The following is a 1569-nucleotide window of genomic DNA, read 5'->3' as shown; positions in this document are numbered from 1 at the left end:
AGCCTGGCCTGGGTCCCGATGACTGTGCGCTGACCACCCTGCCCCTGCACTATTCCTACGGCCTGTCCGTCCTGCACAGCCATCTGCTGCGGGGCGCTGGGCTCCTGCTCACCGACGCGTCCGTCCTCGACGCGGCCTTCTGGGCCGATGTGGCCACCCACGGCGTCACCACCATCCCGGGCGTCCCGCACACCTTCGAGCTGCTCGAGCGAGGCGGCTTCGCCGACCGGTCGGTCCCGTCGCTGCGCACCCTGACCCAGGCCGGCGGCCGGATGGCGCCCGACCGGGTCCGCAGGTTCGCCGAGCTGGGCCAGCGCCGCGGCTTCGACCTGTTCGTGATGTACGGCGCCACGGAGGCCACGGCGCGGATGAGCGTGCTGCCCTCCGACCTTGCCGGGTCGACACCGACCTCGATCGGCCGGCCGCTGCCGGGCACGACCTTCCACCTCGACGGCCGCAACGATGCGGGCGTCGGCGAGCTCGTCTTCGCCGGGCCCAACGTCATGCTCGGCTACGCGACCGAGGCCGCCGACCTCGCGCTGGGTCGGACGGTCACCGAGCTCCGCACCGGCGATCTCGCCCGCGAGCTGCCGGACGGTCTGTGGGAGATCGTCGGTCGGCGCAGCCGGATCGCCAAGGTCTGCGGGCTCCGGCTGGACCTCGACCACGTCGAGCGCGAGCTCGACCTGCGCGGATTCGTGGTGGCAGCCGCCGACGGGGGAGACCGGCTCGTCATCGCCGTCGTCGACGGCGCGCGACCCGTCGACACACCCACCCTGGTGGCCACGGCCGCCGAGCTGGCCGGCGTGCCCACCGCGCTCGTCGACGTCGTGGTCCTGCCCGACCTGCCGAGGCTCGCCAACGGGAAGGTGGACTACCGGGCGCTGGCGCCGGTCGAGCAGCAGCCGGGTCGAGACCGGACCGGCCGCGGCGTCACCCCCGCCGACGTCACGGCCCTCCTCGGCGCCGTCCTCACCCGCCCGGACGCCCGGCCGACGCAGTCGTTCGTCGACCTCGGCGGCGACTCGTTGTCCTACGTCGAGGCGTCGCTCCGGCTCGAGCGACTGCTCGGCGCACTGCCCGCGGGGTGGCACGCGTTGCCTGCGGCTGCCCTGGCTGGTGGCGCGCGCCCGCGCAGGTGGGGTCGCGCGGTCGAGACCAGCGTCGTCCTGCGAGCCCTGGCGATCTTCACCATCGTGGCCTCGCACGCCAACCTGTTCACGCTCACGGGTGGCGCGCACGTGCTGCTGGCGATCGTCGGCTTCAACCTCGGCCGGTTCCGGCTCGGCGACCAGCCCCGCCGCGAGCGCATCCACGCGATGCTTCGTGGCATCGGGCGCGTGGTCGTGCCGTCGGTCCTCGTGATCGGCATCGTCGCCGCCGCCTCCGCGGAGATCACCTGGAAGCAGGCGGCTCTGCTGACGTGGGTGACCGAGTGGGACTGGTCCGAGCCCAGGTGGAGCTACTGGTTCATCGAGGCCCTGACCGTCTCCAGCCTGCTGCTGACGGCCCTGCTGGCCATACCGGTCGTTGATCGGGCGTCGCGCCGGTGGCCGTTCGCTCTTCCCG

General features: G+C 73.3%; 1 protein-coding gene. It reads left to right on the top strand.

Going from position 1 to position 1569, the window contains the following annotated elements:
- Nucleotides 1–1569: non-ribosomal peptide synthetase (locus RMO85_RS15895; protein ID WP_310529696.1), on the top strand; the 1569-nt coding region annotated here is incomplete at both ends.

Origin of the sequence: Nocardioides sp. (assembly GCF_031422975.1) — a bacterium.
GTDB lineage: Bacteria > Actinomycetota > Actinomycetes > Propionibacteriales > Nocardioidaceae > Nocardioides.
This window is presented reverse-complemented; position numbering and strand designations above follow the sequence as displayed.